Origin of the sequence: Burkholderia sp. SCN-KJ (genome assembly GCF_024656005.1) — a bacterium.
GTDB lineage: Bacteria > Pseudomonadota > Gammaproteobacteria > Burkholderiales > Burkholderiaceae > Burkholderia.
The window spans coordinates 19,013-38,435 of sequence record NZ_JANKOG010000035.1; the positions used below are offsets into that span (position 1 = coordinate 19,013).

The following is a 19,423-nucleotide window of genomic DNA, read 5'->3' on the forward strand; positions in this document are numbered from 1 at the left end:
CGAGGGCGATCCATGACGAGTCCGCCGGTGGTCGAGATGATCGGCATCGACAAGGCGTTTCCGGGTGTCCACGCGCTGCAGCGCGTGAACTTCCGGCTGTTTCCGGGCGAGATCCACGCGCTGATGGGCCAGAACGGCGCCGGCAAGTCGACGTTGATCAACGTGCTGACCGGCGTGCACGCGCACGACGCGGGCGAGATTCGTGTCGGCGGCGCGCCGGTGAGTTTCGCCGCGCCGCGCGAGGCCGAGGCGGCCGGGATCCAGACGCTGTACCAGGAAGTGAACCTGTGCGCGAACCTGTCGGTCGCGGAGAACATCTTCGCGGGTCGGCAGCCGATGCGGCGCGGCGCGATCGACTGGAAGACGATCCACGCGCGGGCACGCGATGCGCTCGCCGAGCTCGACCTGTCGCTCGACGTCACGCGTTCGCTCGACGCGTATCCGATCGCCGTGCAGCAGATGGTCGCGATTGCGCGGGCCGTGTCGGTCGACGCGCGCGTGCTGATTCTCGACGAACCGACGTCGAGCCTCGACGACGGCGAGGTCGCGCGGCTGTTCGACGTGCTGCGCCGGCTGAAGGCGTCGGGCATCGCGATCCTGTTCGTCACGCACTTTCTCGAACAGACCTACGCGGTGTCCGACCGGATCACCGTGATGCGCAACGGTGAGCGCGAGGGCGAGTACCTCGCGCGCGACCTGCCGGTCGATCTGCTGGTCGCGAAGATGACCGGCCGCGAGCCGATGTCCGGCACGCTGCAGGCGGGCGCGGCGGCCGTGCAGCGCGATGCCGATGCGGCCGCGCCGTTCCTGTCGATGCGGCAGGTCGGCCGGCGCGGGATGATGAGCCCGCTCGATCTCGACGTGCGGCCCGGCGAAATCGTCGGGCTGGCCGGGCTGCTCGGCTCGGGGCGCACGGAGACCGCGCGGCTTGCGTTCGCGGCCGAGCGCACCGACACCGGTGCGATCGAGATCGACGGCGCGCGCAAGCGGCTCGCGTCGCCGCACGACGCGGTCCGCAACGGGATCGCGTATTGCCCGGAGGATCGCAAGAAGGAGGGCATCGTCGCCGCGCTGTCGATCCGCGAGAACATCGTCCTCGCGCTGCAGGCGCGGCGCGGCTGGTGGCGGCTGATCAGCCGTGCGCGCCAGCGCGAGCTCGCCGACACGTACATCGCGCGGCTCGGCATCAAGGCGCGCGACGCGGAGCAGCCGATCGGGCTGCTGTCGGGCGGCAACCAGCAGAAGGTGCTGCTCGCGCGCTGGCTCGCGACGGAGCCGAAGCTGCTGATCCTCGACGAGCCGACGCGCGGCATCGACGTCGCCGCGAAATTCGACATCATGGAGCGCGTGCTCGCGCTGTGCGCGCAAGGGCTCGCGATCCTATTCATCTCATCGGAGATCAGCGAAGTGGTGCGCGTGAGCCACCGGATCGCGGTGCTGCGCGACCGCCGCAAGGTCGCCGAACTGACCGGTGCCGACGCGTCGGAGGAACACGTGTATCAACTGATTGCGGGAGGCCGGTCATGATGCGGCTCCGTGCCTTGCTTCGTCATCCGCTCGTGTGGCCGGTGCTGACGCTCGCGCTGCTGTTCGCGCTCGACGTCGCGCATCGGCCGGGCTTCCTGTCGATCGCGCTGCTCGACGGTCACCTGTTCGGCGCGCCGGTCGACATCCTGACTCGCGCGGCGCCGCTCGTGATCGTGTCGCTCGGCATGACGCTCGTGATCGCGACGCGCGGGATCGACATCTCGGTCGGTGCGATCGTCGCGATCGCGGGCGCTGCCGCGGCGATCGTGCTCGACGGCGATCCGGCGCGGGTCGGCACGGCGCTTGCCGCCGCGCTCGGCGTCGGGTTGCTCGCCGGCGCATGGAACGGCGTGCTCGTCGCGTTCGTCGGGATGCAGCCGATCATCGCGACGCTGATCCTGATGGTCGCCGGACGCGGTATCGCGCAGCTGCTGACCGGCGGGCAGATCATCCCGATCGGCGCGCCCGGCTACCTCGCACTCGGCGGCGGCTATCTCGCGGCCGTGCCGTGCGCGGTCTGGATCGCGCTCGCGACGATCGCGGCGAGCGCGCTGCTGGTGAACCGCACGGCGCTCGGCCTGTTCATCCGCGCGATCGGCGTGAATCCGATCGCGACGCGGCTCGTGGGCTTGCGCGCGGGGGCGGTCGTGTTCGGCGTGTATCTGTGTTCCGGCGTGATGTCGGCGCTCGCCGGCATCCTCGCCAGCTCGAACGTGCGCAGCGCCGACGGCAACAACGCGGGGCTGTTGCTCGAGCTCGACGCGATCCTCGCGGTGACGCTCGGCGGCACGTCGCTGCTCGGCGGCCGCTTCAGCCTCGCCGGCTCCGTGCTCGGCGCGCTGATCATCCAGACGCTCACCTACACGACCTATTCGATCGGCGTGCCGCCGGAGGCGACGCTCGTCGTGAAGGCGATGGTCGTGATCGTCGTGACGCTGATCCAGTCGGACGCGGCGCGCGCGCTGGTCGTCCGGCGCGCGTCGCGGCTGCTGCCTTCCGCGCGTTCGCGCGCCACCACCGGAGCGACGCCGCGATGAACCGATTCCTCGCACGGCTCGCCGACCCGCGCACGCTGCCGATCGTCGTGACGATCGTGCTGTTCGCCGCGCTGTTCGGCTTCGGATCCGTGATGTATACGGGTTTCTTCTCGATGCAGGTGCTGACCGGGCTGCTCGTCGACAACGCCTTCCTGCTGATCGTCGCGATCGGGATGACGTTCGTGATTGTGTCGGGCGGCATCGACCTGTCGGTCGGCTCTGTCGTTGCGCTGACAACGATCTTCTGCGCGGTCGGCGCCGAACGATTGCACTGGCCCGTCTGGGCGATCGTGCCGCTCGTGCTCGTGTTCGGCGCGTTGTACGGCGCGGCGATGGGCGCGCTGATTCATTACTTCCGGCTGCAGCCGTTCATCGTCACGCTGGCCGGGATGTTTCTCGCGCGCGGCGCGTGCTTCCTGATCACGACGCAGTCGATCACGATCAACGAGCCGACCTTTCATGCGCTCGCGGGCATCAGCGTGCCGGTCGGTGGCGGGACGCTGAGCGCGGGCGCGCTGATCGCGCTCGCGACGCTGGCCGCCGCGATCTACGTCGCGCATTTCACGCGCTTCGGCCGCAACGTGTATGCGATCGGCGGCAACGAGCGCTCGGCGCTGCTGATGGGGCTGCCGGTCGCGCGCACGAAGGTCGGCGTGTATGCGCTGAGCGGCTTCTGTTCGGCGCTCGGCGGCGTGGTGTTCACGCTGTACGTGCTGTCCGGCTACGGGCTGCAGGCGCAGGGAATGGAACTCGATGCGATCGCCGCGACCGTGATCGGCGGCACGCTGCTCACTGGTGGGGTGGGGTACGTGATCGGCTCGGTGTTCGGCGTCGGCATCCTCGGCACGATCCAGGTGCTGATCACGTTCGACGGCACGCTGAGCTCGTGGTGGACGCGGATCGTGATCGGCGCGCTGCTGTGCGTGTTCTGCCTGCTGCAGCGGATCATCGAGCGGCATGCGGCGCGGCGGCGTAGCGGCGGCACCGGACTCGATCCGAAACGGCGCAAGCGGGAAGTTGGGCAGGCCGGGTCAGCTGCGGCGGGTGACGATGCGGCGTTGGTGTCGACGATGCGGCGGGTGTGGCGGTTGCGGCGGTTCACGCCGTCGGCGGCGCGCCGGTGACGGTTATGCAGGTTCGGGTATATCCATATCTGGTTCGGCGTTGAACGGCGTATGTTTCGACGCATCGGCGATGCCGATGTGTTTCAGCAACGCGGTCAGCCGCTCGACCGCGTGCAGGTCCGGCGCATCGAGCGGCTCCCGTACCGCCTGGACGAACGCCGCATGCGCGCCCGCGGAGTCATGCCGCGATATCCGCAAGGCGGCCGTTGCTGGCGAGCACGGCCGGTTTGTCGAGCGCAGCGGCGGTCGGCAGTCGGCCGTCGGCCGTCACAAGTATCCACGGCGGCCGCCGGACCTGCCGGCGCTCCGAAGTGACGATTAGAACCGATGACGCAGTCCCAGATTGACGAGGGCCTGCTTTTTCGTGCCGTTGTAGCCGTATGAACCGATCGACGCCTGCGCCGGTATCGAACCGCCGGCGCCGTCCGCGGTAATCGGCTGCACGAGGTCGATCAGCGGATCGTATTGGCGACGGAGCGTGAGCGAGCCATACCGGTTGCTGGTCAACCCGACATAGGCTTGGCGGCCGAAAATGCGGCTGCCCTGGCCGAGGCCGCCCGTACTCGGATTGAAGCCGTTTTCCAGCTGGAAAATCGCCGCCAGGCCGCCACCGGGATCTTCCGAACCCTTGAGCCCCGACGACTGCCCGACAGATTGCCGGCGCAGCTGTTGCCTAGCGCCCAAAGGTTCTTTCCGCCGCCGGCGTTGCGCACGTACGTGAGCGACGTGTCGATCGTCCCGTACAGCATCACGCTCGACTGCGCGTGGGCTACGCCGGCCATCGCGACCGACGCGATCGCAAGGACAGGAAAAAATGCGTGTTTCATGGTCGCTCCTTTTTGCAAGCATGCCTGCGTTCAAATGAACGGAAGCGACCACATCGAGAGATTTCTAGTGCGAAATTAAAAAGGAGAGGTGCCTCTAAAAAATAACGGAGGGTGCTCTTTTTCGATGGGTTAATGAAAATACAACGGGTTAATATAGGCGCGATGCGCCAATGATTTGATTTGATCGGACTTCGTAGATTTTTTGAAGCGGTTTTCGATTTTATTATTGAGGAGTCAGAGGCAGCCGGCGCGGAGTCGGCACTCTCGTTTGTCGTGCGGCCTCATCGTCCGGGGTATGTGTGGACTCTTCGAGAAACCGTGCCGAGGCGTATCGAAAGATCCGGAACGAGACGTGTGCGGAATCGGGCCGTTAAGGAAACCGCAGCGAGTGATGGCGGTGCAGACACGCTCATGTCCGAGGCGGCTTGGTCTACAGGCGCTGCGATATTAACTCATGGTTGCTCCGCGGACGGCGTCATCCGGGAAAGAAGGCGTTTTCAAGCTGCGTGTCACATCGGAAAATTCCGGCTATGGGCGTCGCAGACGCTTGAATCAATGACCGGAGAATTCGAAAGCGATGGCGAACCGATAATCGCTGCACGATGCGTGAGATCGATGTGCGGATCGACCGTCAGATTGAATGGCGTGCGCAAAGCCTGTTCGACGACGCTTTACAGCGAGAGCAATCATCGCGATTGAAGTCATGCCGGCAGGAATTCGATTTCTGAAACTGATCGGTGGGGGAGGGTGCCGCCGTGCGCCGGATGTCGATGTGCACGTCGTACGATCACGCACATAAAGATTCGTTTTCCTTACTGGTTGGCAAGGCGGAAATCTCCGAGTCATGTGTGGCCGCATGCGCCACCGGACGCCGTTCTGGAGCTGCGACGCGCATCGTCCACGGCGCTGACGAGCGCACGCGTCCCGCAGGTGAACGGTGTATGTCTCGCACCGGCCCCGCCACGACCGGAACGAAGTCCCGTTTCAGTGGCGGAATGCGCTTCGTACGATCGACGACCGGGCAAGTATCACGATCGGCCGGCGGCAGAATCGCATGTTGCAGAAACCGATGGCATTGGTGATGTGACGCGCAGGACGTGGCGCACGTGGGGTTCGATGTTACGAAATATTCGAGCCTTCCCGCCGGTGCTGATTTATCTGATGAAATTCGGCTATCATCGATAAATAAGAATTTGAATGCATATAGAAGAATTTGCTTAATATAGGCAAACGTTAAAATGCTTGCCATCATGATTTTTTCGTATCGCGCATGAGTGACTGAGTTTGCGGGGTAATATCCTCTCCCGCAGAAGGATGCATTGCGCATATTTTTGTCCCTTCCCCTCCACTCCGACTATTGCGGTGGCGGACGTGCGAACGGGGTCATTCCTGGTGACCAACATTGTCAGGTTTTGTAAGGAATTGAGCGCATGCTCTATCTTCTGCTGAAACATGCGCTGTTTGTTGTGTTGCAAAAATGTTACGTCTTTGACCTGGATCAAATCTTCGCGACTTTGTGCCGTCACACCCATCCCTATTCCTGATTATCAACAAATAATTGGTTCCATATCATCGCCTTGACCGATTCCGTCAACAATGAGGCGAGATCGGACACCGACGGAACGGCCGACGATTTAGCCGCATATGATGCGCTGCAGAAAATGCAAAAAATTGTTAAGAGGCCGGGATGATGCAAATAGCGCCGAACGAAACGACTACGGGGTTCAGAGTGAGTGGTGACCGGGGAAGAAGCGTCGGTCGTCGGCGGGACAGCGTCATCATCCTGCTGCTCGACGGATTTTCGATCATGCAAATGGGCAGGCTGGCCGCAGTATTCGAGCTTGCAAATCAGCTCGAAGGCGTGAACGTCGCGTTTGCCGATCGCTATGAATTGCGGCTCTATTCCAGTCACGGCGGCGCTGTTCGTTCGTCGTCGGGGGTACAGATCTGGACGGAAGCGGCTCGCCCGCTCGATGCGAGCAGTGTGCAGGCAATGTTCGTGCTCGGTGGACAGGGGCGGGCAGGCGGCCTCGACGATGCGTTCATCAGCTGGTTGCAGCATGCCCATCAGCGCGCTCGCGTGGTCAAGGGCGACAATGCCGGCGCCGAAATGCTGACGGCGATTCGCCTGAACCAGAAAGTTCCGGAAGTCGTACCGCAAGCGGCGCTTGCCGTTGGCGGTATGGGCGAATCGGGGCCATCCGACGACGATGGTGAAGGCATGTTTGCGGCCGCGTTGTCGATCGTCGTGCGTGACGCCGGCTACGAAGTCGCGCAAGAGATCGTCTCATACATGATGCCGGGGGCGAACAGGAAATTTGCGAGCGTCCTGTTCGGGGCGCAGGAGGCGCGAGCCAGTGAATTGATTCGCGCGGCCGCTCAGCATCTTCGGGCGAACAGTGCGAATCGCATCTCGATCGCCAATGCAGCGCAGGCCGCTGCGATGAGCGAGCGGAATTTCCTGCGGCGCTTCAAGAACGAAATCGGCGTGACGCCAACCGAATTCGTGCTGCGGGTGCGGCTCGAAAAGGCGTGCTCCATGCTGGTCGAGACGGATTTGCCCGCCGACAAGGTCGCGCGGCGGGTCGGTCTCGGCAGCGGAGACCGGCTGGCCAAGCTTTTCCGCCAGCATCTGTCGATGTCGCCGACGGAGTATCGCGCGGCCGCTCGGGACAGAATGTTCGCGTCGGTTGGCGGCTCGGACATTCGCAACGGTACATCGTCGCTTTGATGCCCGCGCCGGGCTAACGACCGGCGTCGGGTAGTCGATTTGTCCGCCGGAGCAGCGCTCGCCCGATTTCAGGCGGACGTGCCGAAGTAGGTTCGCGTATTCGAATGGACCGTTTGATCGGCGACGATCTCGTCGGCGGTCGCCCATCGGTAGGCAGTGTGCTGGGCGTTCGGCAGCGACACGAGGTCGAACTTGCCGCGGAGCTTGTATCCCATCACCACATAGTGCGTCGAGATACCCGGTTCGCCGCCAAAGTTGTCTTCATAGAGATGATCATAGATGCCGATCAGTTCGGCATCGGCACGTTCCAGACCGCTACATCCGAGTTCGTCGCGCGCGATACGATTGAACGCATCGTCGAGACGCTCGTTCTTGCGGATCCGGCCGCCCGGCACGAACCAGAAACCCTGTGCGGGACGATTGACACGGTGACCGAGTAGATACGCGCCATCGCCGTTCGAGATGATCAGGTCGATCGCAACGAGCGGGGTTGCGTCGACGACGCGCAAGAAAGTGTCCAGCGGAAGCATGACGGATAGGCTCCTGGAAGTCTGTCGAAGTGCACCGGCATCGTTGCGCGTTCGAGGCGAATCGCTCACGGCGATGACGTGCCGGCTATGTCGATGAACGAACGGTGGATGTCCGTCAGCACGCATCTCATCATGGCTAGTCGAGATTGCGCTCGTCGGCCAAAACACCGAAGCAATCCGCCAATTACGGAAAGCGAATCGGGCGTGACGGCGCAATACCCGTCGAGAAACGCGTGCGCGTGCATCGATACATTTTCATTCGGCCATGATCGTGGTCGAAGCCGCCATCTCGTTTTGAAACGGTCGATTCGACGTTACGCTTTTGTCTGGCCTTTCGAGGAGACGCGTTCACCCCGGAACTCTCCTCGGAATTTTGCCTGCGTGCCGTGTGGCACGCAGGCCTTTTTATTCATCACGGGTCGAACTGCACGTACGGTGAATGTCAGTCGCCGTCGTTCGAGTCGTGGATCCGCAAGACGATCCGTGTGGCCTGGCTTCGAACATTGCGAAGCAGTGCGAACATTGTTGCACGCGCGTGGCGCTTCGCGTCGCGCGCCACGCGGAGGAAACGTGCGGTAACCGGTTGGCGGAATCGTCGGATCAATTGTCATGTCCGGCATGCTGCATTGCAATGTACGCTATCGGCATCGAACCGCGCGCCATCTGATGCGCGGTATCTCGCCGAAAACGGAGCATCGCCGCCATGAACGTCGCGCTTCTTATCTTCTCGAGGATTTGCTTCGTCTGGATTCTCGTCTACCTCGTCTTCAGCACCGCGTCCGGCCTTTGGGCCGGCGCACGACATGGTCAGGGGCTGCTGCTGCTCGAATTTCAGTCGCGCCGAGCACGCGGCTCGCGCGAGGTGGCGCGCGCTCGAATCTTGAAAAGGATGGCGCTGTCGGCGCTGTTCGCGCTACCCGTGGCGATTGCGTCGCTCGTTGCGAGCGCGGTGATGTCGTAGACGCCCGGCTCGCGTGTGCGTCGTCATGCGGCTGGAACGAGTGCCAGCCGGCTCGAACAAAAAATACAAGGAACTGAAGGGGCGGCGGATTGCTGCATCGCGTCGTCAGCGCGTTTCGCCAGGCGCCGGGCTGGCGGATCCGGGCTAATCGGCTTTGCGCGGTACCCGTGGCCGAATACGACGCATCGATGCAGGCTGATCGTCAACGACGCCGATCGCGTTGCGCCACCGTACTGTCGAGTTCCACGGCCGAATCGACTGATCCACGACGATGCCAGCCTGCACATGATCGTGTCGCACCACATTGCTTGTCGTCGTGATTCATGCACGAAGGTGCCGCGCATCTTGCCGAACGCCTGACCGCCCGTGGGGCGCACCACGACGCTTCGATCACCGAACGACTGCCGTCGGATATCACTCGCTCGTCATGCGAGCGCCGCTGTTTCTGCAAGCTCTTCGTCATCTGTTTCGCTGCCGCGAGGTAGTCGGAAACCGCCAACATTTGGCCGATCAGGGAATTCCCGCAGACTAATCCGACGACTGTTTGTTCGAATCGGCCAGTGTTTAAACGCCATTCGGCGCCCTCGGTATGATGCGTCGCAACGGAGTAAAAAACGACGACCGAAGTTGATTGGACTGATTGTCCGAGAGCACGCCATGACGCACACGAGTGTCGATCATTCGGGAGATGAAGCGGCAGCAGATGTTGGGGGAAAGCGGTCACGCAGGAATCGGGATATCGGCGTTGTCGTCTTCGACGGGTTCTCGTTGTTTGCGGCGGGCGCGGTATTCGAGGTGTTCGAAGTAGCCAATGAAATCTATGCGCCGCGCGCGACAGGGCTTCCGCTGTACGACATTCGCTTCTATTCGTCGAAAGGTGGAAACATCGTCTGGTCGTCGGCCATCAGCGTGCGGACATTCGCATGCGATGCGGGCTCGGCGCACGCATTCGATGCGCTCTTCGTCGCGGGTGGCGAAGGTGCGCGGCGCGCGTCGCGCGACGCCCGGGTGATCGACTGGTTGCGGATCGTGCTGCCGAAGGCGGGCATGGTCGAGACGATCGGCGAAGGCAGGATGTTGATCGATGCGGCGCTGAATGGCTCGCACGTGATCGACGCAGTGGATGCGGTGCGCGTGGGTCGCGGCGGCTACGAGCCGGCAAGAGCCGCATTGGCGCTCATCGAACGTGACCTGGGTGGCGACGCGGTGCGAGGCATTGCGGCGCGGCTCGCGCTGGGCGACGCATTCGAGCCGGCCGAGCAGGAGGGTGAAGTGCGCAATGGCACGCCAGCCGATCGGATCCGCGCGACGGCGAGCTGGTTGCGCAAGAACTGTGGAAGAGCCATATCCGTCAGCGATGCAGTGCGGGTTGCTGCAATGAGCGAACGGAACTTCCTGCGGCATTTCAAGCAGGAAATCGGCGTGACGCCGTCCGAATTTCTGCTGCGGGTTCGCCTGGAGCGCACGGTGCAGATGTTGATGGAAACCGACTTGCCGATCGGCACGATCGCGCGGCAATGCGGGTGGGGGAACGGTGATCGTCTGGCCAAAATTTTTCGGCGACACCTCGACGTGACACCCTCGGAATACCGGTTCCAGGCGCGCTCGGGCCAGACGGAACTGGAGTTGTAGAGAAGGCTGGATAAGCTTCGGCGAAGGGACGGAGCTCATTCCCGGATTTTCAGATCGAATTATTGCCTGAGAGAATAGGAGTGCAGATTATGTCGGCATCCATCGAAACAGAGGGCGGCGAAACAGGACCGGTCGGCTCCGGTCGCGGCGACGCAGTCGACGTGAAGGTCAGCGTCGCGCCCGTCGTTCTCGCGGGCGGATCGGGGTCGCGCTTGTGGCCCATGTCGCGCGGACAGTATCCGAAGCAGTTGATCGGCGTACTGGGTGCGGATTCTCTGCTGCAGGCAACCGTCCAGCGCATGACGGGTTTTTCGATCGAGGAAGGCGATGTGTCGGCGCCCATCGTCGTTTGCGGCGACGAGCATCGTTTCGTCACGGCGGAGCAGCTTCGGGCCAGCGGACTCGATGCCCGCGTCATCGTCGAGCCGGCCCGGCGCGATACGGCGCCCGCACTGACGCTGGCGGTCGCTGCCGCCAGTGCGGACGGGAAGGACGCGATCGTCGTCGCGATGCCGGCCGATCACGCCATTGCCGATACCGCCGCGTTTCATCGTGCGATCGCACTCGCGGTGGAGCACGCGCGGCGCGGCGCGATCGCGACGCTTGGCGTGCCGCCGACCCGGCCCGATTCGGGGTTCGGCTACATCAAGATCGGCGAGGCCCTTGGCGCCGGTGCGCACCGCATCGAGCGATTCGTCGAGAAGCCGGCCGCCGAACTCGCGGCGCAGTACGTCGAATCGGGTTCGTACTGGTGGAACAGCGGCATTTTCGTCGTGCGTGCGAGCGTCTGGCTCGACACGTTGCGCACGCTCCAGCCCGATATGCACGCCGCATGCCTCGCGGCACATGTGGACGGCAAGCACGATGGTCCTTTCTTCCGGCCGCATGAGGATGCCTTTCTCAAGTCGCCGTCTGATTCGATCGACTACGCGGTGATGGAACGCCTCGTGTCCGACACGAGCCTGGTGGAGGGCGTGGTCGTGCCGCTCGATGCGGGCTGGTCGGATCTCGGCTCGTGGGATGCGGTTTGGGAGGCGCTCGACAAGGATGCGGACGGCAACGTCGGGCGCGGCAAGGTCGTGTTCGAAGGTGCGACGTCGAGCTTCGTGCATTCGGAAGGGCGGCTCGTCGCATGTGTCGGCATGACCAATGCCGTGATCGTGGAAACCGCCGACGCGGTGCTGGTGGCGGACCGCTCGCGCGTCCAGGACGTGAAGGGCCTGGTGAACCGGATCCGCGCGCAACAGGCGCCGGAAGCCGACACGCACCGGAAGGTGCGCCGCCCGTGGGGCTACTACGACTCGATCGATCACGGTGCCCGATTCCAGGTCAAGCGCATCGTCGTGCATCCGGGCGGACGATTATCGCTCCAGCTGCACCACCACCGTGCCGAGCACTGGATCGTCGTGAGCGGAACTGCGCTCGTTACCCGCGGCGACGAGCAATTCATGCTCGGCGAAAACGAGTCCACCTTCATTCCGCTTGGTGTGACGCATCGGCTCGAGAACCCGGGAAAGTTGCCGCTCGAGCTCATCGAAGTGCAATCGGGATCGTATCTCGGCGAGGACGACATCGTGCGGTTCGACGATACGTACGGGCGTGCGTAATGCCCCGATTCGACTGTGATCGTTGGCGTCAGACGGGAGATTGAAATGTTCGGTCTACAAGGCTTGATGGCTCGACTCGTGGATATCGCGTTGATCGTCGCCGGCTCGTTGCTTGCGTCGCAATTTCGCTATCAGACGGTTTCCGAGGGGCACTTCGACAGCGCACTCGTCACGTTCGCGATCGCGTTCACGCTGGTGCTGTTTCCGGTATTCGGCGTGTACGAATCGTGGCGGGGACGGTCGATGCTGAGGTTGAGCGGGAAGATCTCGCTCGCGTGGCTCGTCGTTCAGGCGTGCGGGATCGTGTTGATGTTCTCGCTCCATCGCTCGGACGTGATTTCCAGGCTGTGGTTCGTGTACTGGACCGCGATGACGGGGGGCGCACTGATCGCGTCGCGAATCGGCACGCATCTGTTTCTGCGCAGTGTTCGTCATGCGGGCATCAACCTGCGCAGTGTCGCGGTTGTAGGACACGCTCAGCACTGCCAACAGGTGGTTCGAAACATCGAGGAGTCGCCGGCGAGCGGATTCCGGCCGGCGGCTGTATTCGACCTGCGCCCCGTTACCGCGAATGCTTCGCATCGCTTGCCGGTATTCACGGAGCTCGATGCGTTCGCGCAGTTCGTCCGGGAGAACGGTGTCCAGGAAATCTGGCTCGCGCTGCCTTTGTCGGAGGAGGCGACCGTTCTGCGGTTCGTCAATACGTTCGGCGACGATCTCGTGAACATCCGCTTCATTCCCGACGTGCGCAGCGTCGCGCTGTTCGACGGCGCGATGATCGACCTCATCGGCGCGCCGGCGATCAATCTCGTGGCGTCGCCGCTTCCGCGTCATGCAATGTGGCAGAAGGAGGTGTTCGATCGCCTGTTCGCCGCAGTCGCGCTGGTGGCGCTGCTGCCGCTGATGGTGCTGATCGCCATCGCGGTGAAGTTGTCGTCGCGCGGGCCGGTGTTCTTCAAGCAATACCGCAAGGGTGCGGACGGGCGCAAGTTCCAGATCCTGAAGTTCCGCACGATGCGCGTGCACGCCGAACAGGCTGGCGTGGTCACGCAGGCGACGAAGAGTGACTCGCGTATTACCCGTGTCGGACGCTTTCTCAGACGAACCAGTCTGGACGAGTTGCCGCAGTTTCTCAACGTGCTGCGCGGGGAGATGTCGGTGGTCGGGCCGAGGCCGCACGCGATCGAGCACGATCGGCTTTATCAGAAAGTCGTCGACGGGTACATCCATCGTTATCGGATCAAGCCGGGGATTACCGGATGGGCCCAGGTGAACGGGTATCGCGGGGAAACCGATCGTCTCGAGAAGATGCAGAAGCGGGTTGAGTATGACCTTTATTACCTGCGGAACTGGTCGTTCGCGCTGGATATGCGGATCGTGTTGGCGACGGTGGCGAAGGGGTTGGTGAATGCGAATGCTTACTGAGCGGGTTTCGACGTCATGATTTGTCGCATCTCTAAACATAAACCGGGGAAGACGAGATGAGATGTATTTGGGATCGGCGCGAAAGCCGGGCAGCGGAATTTCGCCGTCATGGCGCCCGAATCGTGATCGGTGCAACGATGAGCGCGGTGCTGTCGGCGTGTGCTGTGGCGCCGGGTATGCGTATGTCGTCGCAAGCGACATTGCCCGTAACTGGCGGCGATGAAAATACTGCCCAGCAGGAGCTTCACATTCCGATCACTGATATCAACATGGCGTTGATTCAGGAGATGCGTGAGGAGGGGAAACGGACTGGCGAAACGCAGTTTGACGACCTGCTAGGAAAACCGGAACCGTACACGCTCGGTGTGGGTGACGTATTGCAGATCACGGTCTGGGACCACCCCGAACTTGCTGCTGCGCAGGGTGCGCAAACGTCGACGACCTCGCGGCCGTACGACCCCGTTCAGGGCTTCGTCATCGACGACAACGGCAACGTGCAGGTGCCATATGCCGGCAACGTTCATGTGGCCGGTATGCGTATCGAACAAGCTCAACGCGCCGTCCAGGCCGCGTTGCAGCGTGTCTTTGTGAAGCCGCAGGTCTCGGTGCGTGTCTCTTCGTTCCGGGCGAAGCAAGTTTACGTCGACGGAGAAGTCCATACACCGGGTGTCGTGCCGGTCAATGATGTCCCGATGACGTTGAACGAGGCGATCAACCGAGCGGGCGGATTCAGTCCGACGGCGGACCAGAGCCGGATGGTCGTCGTGCGAAATGGCAAGTCGTACCGGATCGACCTCACGCGGATGCTGGACCGCAACGTGAATCCCTCGAGAATTTTGCTTAGAAACGGGGATCTGCTACGCATCGTCTCACGCGAAGACAACGGTGCTTTCGTCATGGGCGAAGTCAACAAGCCAATTACGGCACTGCCGTTGAGGAACGGACGGCTCACGTTGAGTGATGCGCTCTCCCAGGCTGGCAGTGTGAATAGCGCCAGTGCGGATGCTGCTCAGTTGTACGTGATTCGCGGAGCGTCGGAAGCCAAGCCCCAGGTTTTTCATCTCAATGCTCGCTCTCCAGTTTCGATGGTACTAGCGAACCAGTTTGAGCTGCAGCCAAAGGATGTCGTGTATGTCGACGGCAACGCATTGGTGCGTGTCAGTCGCGTGCTGAGCCTGCTGCTGCCCGCAATCAATGCAGGTTTGACCGGCGCGGTGTTGGCGAAATGATCGACAACATCCTCGTCGTGTGTGAAGGGAACATTTGCCGGAGCCCGATGGCACAGGCGCTGTTGGCGCGTGAATTGCCGTCGGCTCGAGTTGGTTCAGCTGGATGTTCGGCGCTTGCGGGACGGCGCGCTGATCCATTGGCCATTGAATTGATGGCTGAGCGCGGCATTGACCTCGGGGAACACATCGCAGTCGATTTGAACCTGCAACACATGCGGTCAGCGGACCTGATTCTCACGATGACGGAGAGCCAGAGAAGAAGAATCGAAGCCGGCTATCCGTTTTCGAAGGGGCGGGTGTTTCGTATCGGCGAGTTCGAAAAGATCGACGTTATCGATCCGTACCGGCGAGGACGATCGGTTTTCGAATTGGCGCTGACTCAAATCGACAAGAGTATGAAGCGTTGGGTTGACAAAATGAATCGGATCAAGAATTGACTATGGAATCCGTAAATAAATCCAAAATCATCGACATGCAAGACGGTGAAGAGATACATCTGTCCGACTATGTCGCTGTCGTCGCGGAGAACTGGAAGCTCATCTCCGCGATTGCTGCCTTTGTACTTCTACTCGGGACGGTCTACGCATTTGTTGCGAGACCGGCCTACCGTGCTGACGTGATGATTCAGGTCGAAGACAGTGCTAACTCAACGCAGAATGCGCTGGGCGAGCTGGCATCGATCTTCGATACGAAGCAAACCGCCGACGCCGAGATCGAGCTGCTTCGTTCCCGTCTCGTCGTTGGTCACACGGTGGAGGCGCTGCATCTGGATATTTCGGTCCAACCGCGCTATTTACCGGTGGTTGGGGCGATGCTGGCACGCATCGCAGGAAGCAAGAAACTGGCATCCCCCTGGTTCGGATTGACACACTTCGCATGGGGAGGGGAAAAAATCGAAGTCTCCCGGTTCGAGGTGCCAAAGGAACGCTACGGTGCCAGGTTCGAGCTGATTGCTCGGGATGAAGGCCACTACGAACTCGTGAACCCGGAGGGTGATGTCGTTCTGAAAGGGACGGTCGGCCGGGTTGAGCATGGCGTTGATCAATACGGCCCGGTGGAGCTGACGGTCGAAAGTCTTCGTGCGCGACCAAACACGGACTTCGTTCTCAGTCGCGCATCGACACAGGCGACGATCAAGCAATTGCAGGACAGTCTCGTCATTGCCGAGAAGACCAAGCAATCGGGCGTGATCGGTGCATCGCTGGATGGCCCGGATAGTGCACGGACAGCCAAGATCCTCAACACGATCGCATCCACGTATGTGCAACAGAATATTGATCGAAAGTCGGCTGAGGCGGAGCACACGCTTGCGTTTCTTGATCAACAACTGCCGCAGTTGCGCAAACAGCTTGACCAGTCAGAAGACAAATACAATGCTTTTCGCAACAAAAAAGGTACGGTCGATCTAACCGAAGAGAGCCGACTTTTGCTGCAACAGATCGTCGAAGGCAAGACCAAGCTCGTCGATCTGGAACAGCAACGTGTCGAAATGGCTCAACGCTTTACGGGCGAGCACCCCGCGCTAGCAGGGTTGAATGCACAGATTGCAACGCTCAACGAACAGCAGGATCGGTTGAACAAGCGCGTGCTGACGCTTCCGGATACCGAGCAGTCTGCACTGCGTCTGTTGCGCGATGTGCGCGTGAATACCGAGCTCTACACGAGCTTACTGGACAATGCGCAGCAACTTCGCATCGTCAAGGCAGGGCAAGTCGGTAACGTTCGTGTCGTCGATTTCGCAGTGGTAGCCGATGAACCGGTGAAGCCTAAGCGCCCGCTCGTCGTCGTGTTGGCCGGGTTGCTCGGGCTCGTAATCGGTACTGTGACGGCGTTCGCGAAGCATGCACTGTTTGGCGGTTTGAAGCATAGCGACGAAATCGAGAAAGCCATCGACTTGCCCGTATATGCGACGATCCCGCACAGCCAGGCACAGATCAACCTGCAACAAGCAATGGATCGTGGGCTACCTGGCCCCCACGTGCTGGCGTCGCTCGAGACCGAGGATCTGGCGACCGAAGGGATTCGCAGTCTGAGAACGGCATTGCAGTTCGGATTGCTGGATGCTTCCAATAACGTGATCGTGATAACCGGCCCTCGGCCGGACGTCGGAAAGTCATTCGTGTCCGTGAACTTGTCGGCCGTTATCGCAAGCAGCGGTACCCGCGTGCTTCTGATCGATGCGGACATGCGTCGCGGCAACGTTCACTCGTATCTCGGGGTGTCAAAGCAGCCCGGGTTATCGGATGTCATTACGGGGTTCAATCTTGACGAGGCAATCCAGCGTGACGTCGTGACGGGCGTCGATCTGCTTCCGAAGGGGTCTTTGCCACCGAATCCGGCCGAGCTATTGCTGAGCGATCAGTTCAAGACGCTCCTCGATGAAGTGTCGCGACGCTACGACCTTGTCATCGTCGATACACCACCCGTCCTGGCGGTCACCGACTCCACGGTGATCGGACGGTATGCCGGTGCGACGCTACTCGTCGTTCGTCATGGACAGCACCCCCGCGCAGAACTCATCGAATGCGCAAACCGCTTGCGTGGTGGCGGAGCGGCGCTGAAGGGCGCGTTGTTGACCGACGTACCGCGGCACCGATTCGGCTACGGCAGCTACTACTCCGGGTATTACGGATACGAAAGCGTTTCAGAGTGAACAACATCGCGGAATGTGTTTGAAATCGACACGTGCGGCACGTCCAATTGGGAGTATCGAATCATGAATCGTAAAGTTGCTTTAATTACCGGCGTGACAGGGCAAGACGGCTCGTATCTTGCAGAACTGCTGCTGAACAAGGGCTACGAAGTGCATGGCATCAAGCGTCGCGCTTCACTGTTCAATACCGACCGGATCGATCATCTCTATCAAGACCCGCATGTATCCGACCGGCGCTTCGTGCTGCATCATGGTGACTTGACCGATTCGACGAGCCTCGTGCGCATTATCCAGCGTGTGCAGCCGGACGAGATTTATAACCTCGCCGCTCAGAGTCACGTCGCCGTTTCGTTCGAGGAACCGGAATATACGGCGAATGCCGATGGTATCGGCGCGCTGCGGATCCTTGAAGCAATCCGGATTCTCGGGCTCGAGAAGAAGACCCGCTTCTATCAGGCATCGACGTCGGAGCTTTACGGTCTCGTGCAGGAGATTCCGCAGAAGGAGACGACGCCCTTCTACCCGCGCAGCCCGTATGCGGTCGCGAAGATGTACGCGTACTGGATAACCGTCAACTACCGCGAGGCATACGGCATTTATGCGTGCAACGGCATCCTGTTCAACCACGAATCGCCAGTGCGCGGCGAGACCTTCGTAACGCGCAAGATCACGCGTGCGATCGCACGTATTGCAGCCGGCCTGCAGGATTGCTTGTACCTTGGAAACATGTCGGCGTTGCGCGACTGGGGCCATGCGCGCGACTACGTCGAAATGCAGTGGATGATGCTGCAACAGGAGCAGCCAGAAGACTTCGTTATCGCGACGGGCGTGCAGTACAGCGTCCGGGAGTTTGTCAAGCACGCGGCTGCTGAACTCGGCATTACCGTGCGATTCGAGGGTGAAGGCGTCAGCGAGGTGGGTATCGTCGAAAAGGTGGAAGGCTCGGAAGCAAAAGTGACGCCTGGCACTGTGATCGTCCGTGTCGATCCGCGCTACTTCCGTCCGACTGAAGTCGAGACGTTGCTGGGTGACCCCACCAAGGCTCACGAAAAGCTGGGTTGGAAGCCGACCACTTCGTTCGAATCGTTGGTCACTGAAATGGTACGTGCGGACTATCAGGTTGCAAGACGCGATGCGCTGGTGACCCTCGCCGGCTTCAAGACATTCGAATACAACGAGTGAGCGTCATGGACAAGGACACTCGAATCTTTGTGGCCGGGCACAGGGGCATGGTCGGCTCGGCCATCGTGCGCAACCTTGAGGCGAAAGGCTATCGCAACGTGGTGACGCGTCGTCGTTCCGAACTCAACTTGACCGATCAGGCCGCCGTGGAAGCCTTCTTCCGCGACGGTGCGATCGATGTCGTGGTGCTTGCGGCGGCCAAGGTGGGCGGAATTCTGGCGAACGACACTTATCCAGCCGATTTTCTATACCTTAACGTGATGATCGAGGCCAACGTGATTCACGCCGCCTATCGGGCCGGGATTCAGCGCTTGGTATTCCTCGGGTCATCGTGCATCTATCCGCGGGAATGTCCGCAGCCGATCAAGGAAGAGTATTTGCTGACCGGGCCGCTGGAAAAGACGAACGAGCCGTACGCAATCGCAAAGATTGCCGGCATCAAGCTTTGCGAGTCGTACAACCGGCAATACGGGACGAAGTACGTGTCGCTGATGCCAACAAACCTGTACGGCCAGAACGACAACTATGACCTGAATAATAGCCACGTGTTGCCCGCATTGCTGCGCAAGGCGCACCAGGCGAATCTCGAAGGGAAGGACAAGCTCCAGGTGTGGGGAACCGGTCGCGCGCGCCGTGAATTCCTGCACGTCGATGACATGGCTGAGGCGACAGTCTTCGCTTTGGAGAGGGACATCGATTCGAGCCTGTACAACGTGGGATGCGGAGCGGATGTCACGATCGAGGAACTGGCGCGCGCCGCTATGCGAGCAGTGGGATTCGACGGGCGTATCGAATTCGACACGACGAAGCCCGATGGCACGCCGCAGAAACTGCTCGACGTCAGCAAGTTGGCCGAGTTGGGATGGACTGCGAAGATTGGTCTCGACGAAGGACTGGCTTCGACCTACCGCGATTTTCTCCAGCGTCCCGAAGCGCGGATGACTGAACGGGTTTAAGC

General features: G+C 61.4%; 16 protein-coding genes and 1 pseudogene. 13 read left to right on the forward strand and 4 right to left on the reverse strand.

Annotation, left to right across the window (positions count from 1 at the left end; genetic code table 11):
- Positions 1-12: 12 nt before the first annotated feature.
- Genes NQV17_RS34025 through yjfF form a run of 3 tightly spaced genes read left to right on the forward strand, consistent with a single transcriptional unit; the run spans position 13 to position 3,688 of the window.
- Complete coding sequence (locus NQV17_RS34025; protein WP_257775629.1) at positions 13-1,527, forward strand: sugar ABC transporter ATP-binding protein; 1,515 nt, start codon at positions 13-15, stop codon at positions 1,525-1,527.
- Complete coding sequence (locus NQV17_RS34030) at positions 1,524-2,564, forward strand: ABC transporter permease (RefSeq protein ID WP_257775630.1); 1,041 nt, start codon at positions 1,524-1,526, stop codon at positions 2,562-2,564. The genes NQV17_RS34025 and NQV17_RS34030 overlap by 4 nt, the downstream gene beginning before the upstream one ends.
- Entirely contained in the window at positions 2,561-3,688 is a 1,128-nt protein-coding gene (yjfF, locus tag NQV17_RS34035) for a galactofuranose ABC transporter, permease protein YjfF (protein WP_257775631.1), read from the forward strand. Before NQV17_RS34030 ends, yjfF begins: the two co-directional genes overlap by 4 nt.
- Before the next feature lie 3 nt (positions 3,689-3,691).
- On the opposite strand, the gene NQV17_RS34040 is transcribed toward yjfF, so the two are convergent.
- The 3 genes and pseudogenes from NQV17_RS34040 to NQV17_RS34050 form a co-directional block, all read right to left on the reverse strand.
- Entirely contained in the window at positions 3,692-3,886 is a 195-nt protein-coding gene (locus tag NQV17_RS34040) for a hypothetical protein (RefSeq protein ID WP_257775632.1), read from the reverse strand.
- A 207-nt stretch (positions 3,887-4,093) separates the two neighbouring features.
- Positions 4,094-4,515 (reverse strand): annotated as a pseudogene (locus tag NQV17_RS34045) (porin); the annotation flags it as partial.
- Between the two features lie 787 nt (positions 4,516-5,302).
- Positions 5,303-5,767, reverse strand: a complete 465-nt coding sequence (locus NQV17_RS34050) for a hypothetical protein (RefSeq protein ID WP_257775633.1) — start codon at positions 5,765-5,767, stop codon at positions 5,303-5,305.
- Between the two features lie 435 nt (positions 5,768-6,202).
- On the opposite strand from NQV17_RS34050, the gene NQV17_RS34055 reads away from it, so the two are divergent.
- The gene (locus tag NQV17_RS34055) at positions 6,203-7,246 is read left to right on the forward strand and encodes a GlxA family transcriptional regulator (RefSeq protein WP_257775634.1); all 1,044 of its coding nucleotides are present in this window, start codon (positions 6,203-6,205) and stop codon (positions 7,244-7,246) included.
- A gap of 68 nt (positions 7,247-7,314) precedes the next feature.
- Here NQV17_RS34055 and NQV17_RS34060 read toward each other — a convergent pair whose 3' ends face one another.
- Positions 7,315-7,776 (reverse strand): GDP-mannose mannosyl hydrolase, encoded by a 462-nt coding sequence (locus NQV17_RS34060; protein WP_059681343.1) that lies wholly within the window; start codon positions 7,774-7,776, stop codon positions 7,315-7,317.
- A 703-nt stretch (positions 7,777-8,479) separates the two neighbouring features.
- Between NQV17_RS34060 and NQV17_RS34065 the strand changes: the two genes are divergently transcribed.
- From NQV17_RS34065 to NQV17_RS34105, 9 genes are all read left to right on the forward strand, one after another.
- Positions 8,480-8,737 (forward strand): hypothetical protein, encoded by a 258-nt coding sequence (locus tag NQV17_RS34065; RefSeq protein ID WP_044846981.1) that lies wholly within the window; start codon positions 8,480-8,482, stop codon positions 8,735-8,737.
- A 657-nt stretch (positions 8,738-9,394) separates the two neighbouring features.
- Positions 9,395-10,369 carry a GlxA family transcriptional regulator gene (locus NQV17_RS34070; protein WP_257775635.1) on the forward strand — a complete coding sequence of 325 codons (975 nt, stop codon included), beginning with the start codon at positions 9,395-9,397 and terminating at the stop codon, positions 10,367-10,369.
- Positions 10,370-10,458: 89 nt separating this feature from the next.
- On the forward strand, positions 10,459-11,976 hold the full coding sequence (locus tag NQV17_RS34075) for a mannose-1-phosphate guanylyltransferase/mannose-6-phosphate isomerase (RefSeq protein ID WP_257775636.1): 1,518 nt from the start codon (positions 10,459-10,461) through the stop codon (positions 11,974-11,976).
- A gap of 45 nt (positions 11,977-12,021) precedes the next feature.
- A complete protein-coding gene (locus tag NQV17_RS34080) occupies positions 12,022-13,401 on the forward strand; it encodes an undecaprenyl-phosphate glucose phosphotransferase (RefSeq protein WP_124921554.1) in 1,380 nt (459 codons plus the stop codon).
- Between the two features lie 137 nt (positions 13,402-13,538).
- Entirely contained in the window at positions 13,539-14,630 is a 1,092-nt protein-coding gene (locus NQV17_RS34085; RefSeq protein ID WP_257775637.1) for a polysaccharide biosynthesis/export family protein, read from the forward strand.
- A complete protein-coding gene (locus NQV17_RS34090; RefSeq protein WP_124524032.1) occupies positions 14,627-15,067 on the forward strand; it encodes a low molecular weight protein-tyrosine-phosphatase in 441 nt (146 codons plus the stop codon). The genes NQV17_RS34085 and NQV17_RS34090 overlap by 4 nt, the downstream gene beginning before the upstream one ends.
- A 2-nt stretch (positions 15,068-15,069) precedes the next feature.
- Positions 15,070-17,283, forward strand: coding sequence for a polysaccharide biosynthesis tyrosine autokinase (locus tag NQV17_RS34095; RefSeq protein ID WP_257775638.1), 2,214 nt, complete (start codon positions 15,070-15,072; stop codon positions 17,281-17,283).
- A 63-nt stretch (positions 17,284-17,346) separates the two neighbouring features.
- Positions 17,347-18,465 (forward strand): GDP-mannose 4,6-dehydratase, encoded by a 1,119-nt coding sequence (gmd, locus tag NQV17_RS34100; protein ID WP_257775639.1) that lies wholly within the window; start codon positions 17,347-17,349, stop codon positions 18,463-18,465.
- Positions 18,466-18,470: 5 nt separating this feature from the next.
- Positions 18,471-19,421, forward strand: a complete 951-nt coding sequence (locus NQV17_RS34105) for a GDP-L-fucose synthase (protein WP_257775640.1) — start codon at positions 18,471-18,473, stop codon at positions 19,419-19,421.
- Positions 19,422-19,423: the final 2 nt, after the last annotated feature.

Excerpts from the sequence above, each read along its gene's own strand:
- gmd (WP_257775639.1), top strand. The coding sequence starts at position 17,347 with ATGAATCGTAAAGTTGCTTTAATTACCGGCGTGACAGGGCAAGACGGC.
- NQV17_RS34060 (WP_059681343.1), bottom strand. The coding sequence starts at position 7,776 with ATGCTTCCGCTGGACACTTTCTTGCGCGTCGTCGACGCAACCCCGCTC.
- NQV17_RS34030 (WP_257775630.1), top strand. The coding sequence starts at position 1,524 with ATGATGCGGCTCCGTGCCTTGCTTCGTCATCCGCTCGTGTGGCCGGTG.
- NQV17_RS34080 (WP_124921554.1), top strand. The coding sequence starts at position 12,022 with ATGTTCGGTCTACAAGGCTTGATGGCTCGACTCGTGGATATCGCGTTG.
- NQV17_RS34075 (WP_257775636.1), top strand. The coding sequence starts at position 10,459 with ATGTCGGCATCCATCGAAACAGAGGGCGGCGAAACAGGACCGGTCGGC.
- NQV17_RS34095 (WP_257775638.1), top strand. The coding sequence starts at position 15,070 with ATGGAATCCGTAAATAAATCCAAAATCATCGACATGCAAGACGGTGAA.
- NQV17_RS34065 (WP_044846981.1), top strand. The coding sequence starts at position 8,480 with ATGAACGTCGCGCTTCTTATCTTCTCGAGGATTTGCTTCGTCTGGATT.
- NQV17_RS34055 (WP_257775634.1), top strand. The coding sequence starts at position 6,203 with ATGATGCAAATAGCGCCGAACGAAACGACTACGGGGTTCAGAGTGAGT.
- NQV17_RS34090 (WP_124524032.1), top strand. The coding sequence starts at position 14,627 with ATGATCGACAACATCCTCGTCGTGTGTGAAGGGAACATTTGCCGGAGC.
- yjfF (WP_257775631.1), top strand. The coding sequence starts at position 2,561 with ATGAACCGATTCCTCGCACGGCTCGCCGACCCGCGCACGCTGCCGATC.
- NQV17_RS34105 (WP_257775640.1), top strand. The coding sequence starts at position 18,471 with ATGGACAAGGACACTCGAATCTTTGTGGCCGGGCACAGGGGCATGGTC.
- NQV17_RS34025 (WP_257775629.1), top strand. The coding sequence starts at position 13 with ATGACGAGTCCGCCGGTGGTCGAGATGATCGGCATCGACAAGGCGTTT.
- NQV17_RS34085 (WP_257775637.1), top strand. The coding sequence starts at position 13,539 with ATGAGCGCGGTGCTGTCGGCGTGTGCTGTGGCGCCGGGTATGCGTATG.
- NQV17_RS34070 (WP_257775635.1), top strand. The coding sequence starts at position 9,395 with ATGACGCACACGAGTGTCGATCATTCGGGAGATGAAGCGGCAGCAGAT.
- NQV17_RS34050 (WP_257775633.1), bottom strand. The coding sequence starts at position 5,767 with ATGATGGCAAGCATTTTAACGTTTGCCTATATTAAGCAAATTCTTCTA.